This is a genomic window from Streptomyces sp. NPDC054841 (assembly GCF_053611045.1).
Genome location: NZ_JBSGZO010000578.1, coordinates 1 through 4,873 on the forward strand (window position 1 = coordinate 1; position 4,873 = coordinate 4,873).

The following is a 4,873-nucleotide window of genomic DNA, read 5'->3' on the forward strand; positions in this document are numbered from 1 at the left end:
CCGGCGAGGTGTCCCTGACCGCGCCGAAGGAACTGCGCCATCCGAAGGGCTGCGCCACCTGCCGGCAGCTGACCGAGGTGCGCGGGCTGACCGCGAAGGGCCTGCTGGTCAGCGGGGCCCGGGAGTTCTGGGTGCGGGGCGGCTGGTTCAGCCGGAACATCGCCCCGGCCGGCGCGGACCGCGCGTACGGCACGCCGACCTCACTGACCGCCGGACGGCTGCTGGTGCGCTGGCGGAAGGCGAAGGGCACCAAGGGCGCCGACACGCACGACATCTGGGCGGTGCACGATGCGACGACCGGAAAGCCGCTGGTCAAGACCGAATGCCATAAGCCGGCGATCGAGCCCGGCGAGTATCCGCAGGCCGTGGGCTCGCCCGACGGCCGCTATCTGGTCGCCGGGAGTCTCGCCTTCGATCTGGAGGAGCGGACCGGCCGGTGCTTCGAGGAGGAGGACGGCACCCGCCCCCTGACGCTGACGACGGTGACCGACGACGGCGTCGCGTACGGGGCGATGAACACCCGCAGCCCCGCGGAGGCACTGGCGGGCGGCGGCGCCCCGTACGAGGTGGACCTCGCGACCTGGGTGCCCGAGGCGCTCTCCCGCAACGTCCGGCTGCCGGACGGCGAGGCGTCGGAGGTCGGGCTCTTCCGCTGGACGGACACGAAGGACCGGCTGCACCTGATCGGTTACGTACGGGCGGACTGATCGGTTACGTATGCGCGGACCGGGCGTCGTCGTCGGTACGGCGCCACGGCCGGCACAGCCCGAGGAAGCAGGCGACCGCGCCGAGCGCGCACACCAGCTGCACCACGGCCATGGGCACCGCGGTCGTCTCGCCCGCGATCCCGACGAGCGGTGAGGCGACCGCCCCGATGAGGAACGAGGACGTGCCGAGCAGCGCGGACGCCGAGCCCGCGGCGTGCGGGGTGCGCATCAGGGCCTGCGCGTTGGTGTTCGGCAGCGTGAGGCCCATCGCGGACATCAGCACGAACAGCCCGGCCGCCACGGGCGCCAGTCCGGGCCGGCCGAAGACGCCCGATGTCATCAGCAGCAGCGCGAGCGCGGCCAGCATGACCACGGCGAGTCCGAAGCCGAGGACCTTGTCGAGGCTGACCCGCCCGACGAGCAGCTTGCCGTTGATCTGGCCGACCGCGACCAGGCCGATCGAGTTGAGCCCGAAGAGCAGGCTGAACGTCTGCGGCGAGGCCCCGTAGATCTCCTGGACGACGTACGGCGACGCCGAGATGTACGCGAAGAGGGCGGCGAACGCGAGTCCGCCCGCCAGCACGTAGCCGGTGAAGACGCGGTCGGCGAGGAGGCCGCGCATGGTGCGCAGGGCCTGGCCGACGCCGCCGCTGTGCCGCCGCTCCGGCGGCAAGGTCTCGTGGAGCCACTTCGCCACGACGAGGGTGAGCAGCACACCGATCACGGCGAGGACGTGGAAGACGCCGCGCCAGTCGGTGACCCGGAGGATCTGGCCGCCGATGAGCGGCGCGACGACCGGGGCCACTCCCGAGATCAGCATCAGGGTGGAGAAGAAGCGGGCCATCTCCACGCCGTCGTAGAGGTCACGGACGACGGCCCGGGCGATGACGATCCCGGCGGCTCCGGCCAGGCCCTGGAGCAGCCGGAAGGCGATGAGCAGTTCGGCCGTGGGCGCGAACGCGCAGACCGCGGTGGCTGCGACGTACACGATCATGCCGATGAGGAGCGGGCGACGGCGGCCCCACTTGTCGCTCATGGGCCCGACGACGAGCTGCCCGAGCGCCATGCCCGCGAGGCAGGCGGTGAGGGTGAGCTGGATGGTCGCGGCGGGTGCGCGGAGTGCCCCGGTGACCTCCGGCAGGGCCGGGAGGTACATGTCCATGGAGAGCGGGGGCAGCGCGGTGAGACCGCCGAGTACGAGGGTGACGAGGAGACCCGCACGGCGCGCGGCGGCGACGGTGACGGCGGGTGCTGGTGCCGGATCGGCGCCGGCTATGTGTCCTTGTGTGGTCCGGCTGCTCTCCGGCATCAACAGCTCCTGTTCTGGGCGTCGCCGCCTATGTTCTCAGCTCGCCGGAGTGGTCGAGACCTTTCTGTCCATGGCTGTGCCGTCTGCGCCTGGTGCGCCTGGTGCGCCTGGTGTGCCTGGTGTGCCTGGTGTGCCGGATTTCGCTCGCGGGGATGCGGACGCTCGACGCGGTACGGGACCGCGTCGGCGTCCGCTACCCGTCTACCCGTCTACCCGTCTACCCGTCTACCCGTCTACCCGTCTACCCGTCGGGACCTACGCGGGCTTGAGGCCGGGGTCGCCTGCCTCGGTGACGAACGACGCGGCCGTGGTGATGGGCGCGCCCGGGGTGGTCACCGCGGACACCGTCCGGAAGTCGGCGCGGGCCAGCTCGGTGGTGAGGGTGACCGTCACATAGCCGCGACGGCCGTTGTAGAACTTCATGTGCGGGTTGGCCCGGGTGAGGTTGTCCCAGTTCGCGGGCTTGTCGACGCCGTCCTTGCCGCTGCTGATGGAGGTGGCGACGATCTCGGTGCCGACGGTGCGGGACGCCGGGTCGTCGAAGTCCTTCTTCAGGTCGAAGGCGTAGCCGACGTGGACATCGCCGGTGAGGACGACGAGGTTGTCGACGCCGGCGGCCTCGGCGCCGTCGAGGATCCGCTTGCGGGAGGCCGGGTAGCCGTCCCACGCGTCCATGGAGAGCTTGAAGTCGGCGGTGGGGACGTTGCGCCGCTGGGCGAAGGTGACCTGCTGGGGGACGACGTTCCAGGCGGCGTCCGACGCCTGCCAGCCGTCGAGCAGCCAGCGCTCCTGGTTCTCGCCGGTCATGGTGCGCGCCGGGTCCTCGGACTCGGGCCCCGGCGTCTGCCAGCCGTCGCCGTACGCCTGGTCGGAGCGGTACTGGCGGGTGTCGAGGACGTCGAACTGGGCGAGCCGGCCGAACCGGAAGCGGCGGTAGAGCTGCATGTCCGGGCCGTCGGGCTGCTGGGGCTTCCTGAGCGGCTGGTTCTCCCAGTAGGCGCGGTACGCCGCGGCGCGGCGCAGCAGGAACTCCTCCGGCGGGACGTCGTTCTCGGGGATGTCGTCCGCGTAGTTGTTCTCGGTCTCGTGGTCGTCCCAGGTGACGACGAAGGGGTGCGCGGCGTGCGCGGCACGCAGGTCCTCGTCGCTGCGGTAGAGCGCGTAGCGCAGCCGGTAGTCCTCGAGGGTGACCGTCTCGCGGTTGAAGTGCGCGGGCAGCCGCCGGTCGGCGTAGTTGCGGGCGCCGCCGACGGCGTTGACGGCGTACTCGTAGAGGTAGTCGCCGAGGTGGAAGACGGCGTCGAGGTCCTCCTCCGCGAGGTGCTTGTACGCGGTGAAGAAGCCGTCGTGGTAGGCCTGGCAGGAGACGGCGGCGAGCTTCAGCTCGGAGATCCGGGCGGCGGCGCGGGGGGCGGTGCGGGTGCGGCCGGTGGGGCTGATCCAGTTGCCGGCGCGGAAGCGGTAGTAGTACACGCGGTCCGCGTCGAGGCCGGTGACCTCGACGTGGACACTGTGGTCGAACTCGGGATGGGCGGTCGCCTGTCCGCGTCTGGCGATGCGGGTGAAGCGGGCGTCATGGGCGAGTTCCCACCTGACCTGGATGCGCGCGTCGGGCAGTCCGCTGTCCGGTTCGTACGGGCGGGTCGCGAGCCGGGTCCACAGCAGTACGGAGCCGGGCAGCGGGTCGCCGGACGCCACGCCGAGGGTGAACGGGTCCTCGGTGAGCTTCTTCGCGTCCAGCTCGGCGGCGCTCGCGGTGCCGGCGGCCGGGAGGTTCACGGCGAAGGCGAGCGCGGCGGCGGCGCCGGTGACGGTGAGGAAGCGGCGTCGGCCCAAGTGCCGGGCGGCGGCGCGGAATTGTGCCGAGTGCTGGTGTACGGGTGTCATGTACCCCTCCCCTTACGGCTGTTGTCAGTCGCATTGCAGTGGGGAGTGACGTCCCAGGGTTGTCGGGTACACAACATCCGCGTGTCGGACGGATGAGATCCGGGTTCGTGGGCCTGCCGTACGCTGCGGGCCCATGAACGCAGAACGCGGAAGCGTCGCCGTGGTCACAGGCGCGGGTTCGGGCATCGGCCGGAGTGTCGCGCTGGCCCTCGCGGGCGCGGGCTGGTCGGTCGCAGTGGCCGGACGGCGGGCCGAGGCGCTGGAGGAGACGGCGTCGCTGGCGGGCGACGCGGACGTGGTGTGCGTCCCCACGAACGTCACGTCACCGGACGAGGTGACGTCCCTCTTCGCGACGGTGCGCGACCGGTACGGGCGCCTCGACCTGCTCTTCAACAACGCGGGCACGTTCGGGCCCGGCGGCGTCCCGGTCGAGGACCTCCCCTACGAGGCGTGGCGGCACGTCGTGGACGTCAATCTGACCGGGTCCTTCCTGTGCGCCCAGGCAGCCTTCCGCCTGATGAAGGACCAGGACCCGCAGGGCGGCCGGATCATCAACAACGGCTCCATCGCGGCGCACGTGCCGCGGCCGCACTCGGTGGCGTACACGGCGACGAAGCACGCCATGACCGGCCTGACCAAGTCCCTGTCCCTGGACGGCCGCCCCTACCGCATCGCCTGCGGCCAGATCGACATCGGCAACGCGGCGACCGAGATGACGGCCCGCATGCGGACGGGCATCCTCCAGGCCAACGGCGAGCTGGCGGTCGAACCGGTGATGGACGCGGCGGACGTGGCACGGACGGTCCGGCACATGGCGGAGCTGCCGCTGGAGGCGAATGTGCAGTTCGCGACGGTGATGGCGACGGCGATGCCGTACATCGGCCGGGGGTGACTTTTCCCCTCCCCGCCCCTTCCCGAACCGGGGCTCCGCCCCGGACCCCGCTCCTCAATCGCCGGAGGGGCTCATTTT

At 71.6% G+C, this 4,873-nt stretch carries 3 protein-coding genes and 1 pseudogene; 2 read left to right on the plus strand and 2 right to left on the minus strand.

From position 1 onward, the window contains the following. Nucleotides 1-707 (plus strand): annotated as a pseudogene (locus ACWGI8_RS39595) (hypothetical protein); the annotation flags it as partial. A 4-nt stretch (nucleotides 708-711) separates the two neighbouring features. Here ACWGI8_RS39595 and ACWGI8_RS39600 read toward each other — a convergent pair. Together ACWGI8_RS39600 and ACWGI8_RS39605 are read right to left on the minus strand one after the other, a co-directional pair. After that, complete coding sequence (locus ACWGI8_RS39600; RefSeq protein WP_453668289.1) at nucleotides 712-2,016, minus strand: multidrug effflux MFS transporter; 1,305 nt, start codon at nucleotides 2,014-2,016, stop codon at nucleotides 712-714. Between the two features lie 255 nt (nucleotides 2,017-2,271). Then, nucleotides 2,272-3,903, minus strand: a complete 1,632-nt coding sequence (locus tag ACWGI8_RS39605; protein ID WP_453668290.1) for an alkaline phosphatase D family protein — start codon at nucleotides 3,901-3,903, stop codon at nucleotides 2,272-2,274. A 133-nt stretch (nucleotides 3,904-4,036) separates the two neighbouring features. On the opposite strand from ACWGI8_RS39605, the gene ACWGI8_RS39610 reads away from it, so the two are divergent. Continuing rightward, nucleotides 4,037-4,795, plus strand: a complete 759-nt coding sequence (locus tag ACWGI8_RS39610) for an SDR family oxidoreductase (protein ID WP_453668291.1) — start codon at nucleotides 4,037-4,039, stop codon at nucleotides 4,793-4,795. Nucleotides 4,796-4,873 lie beyond the last annotated feature (78 nt).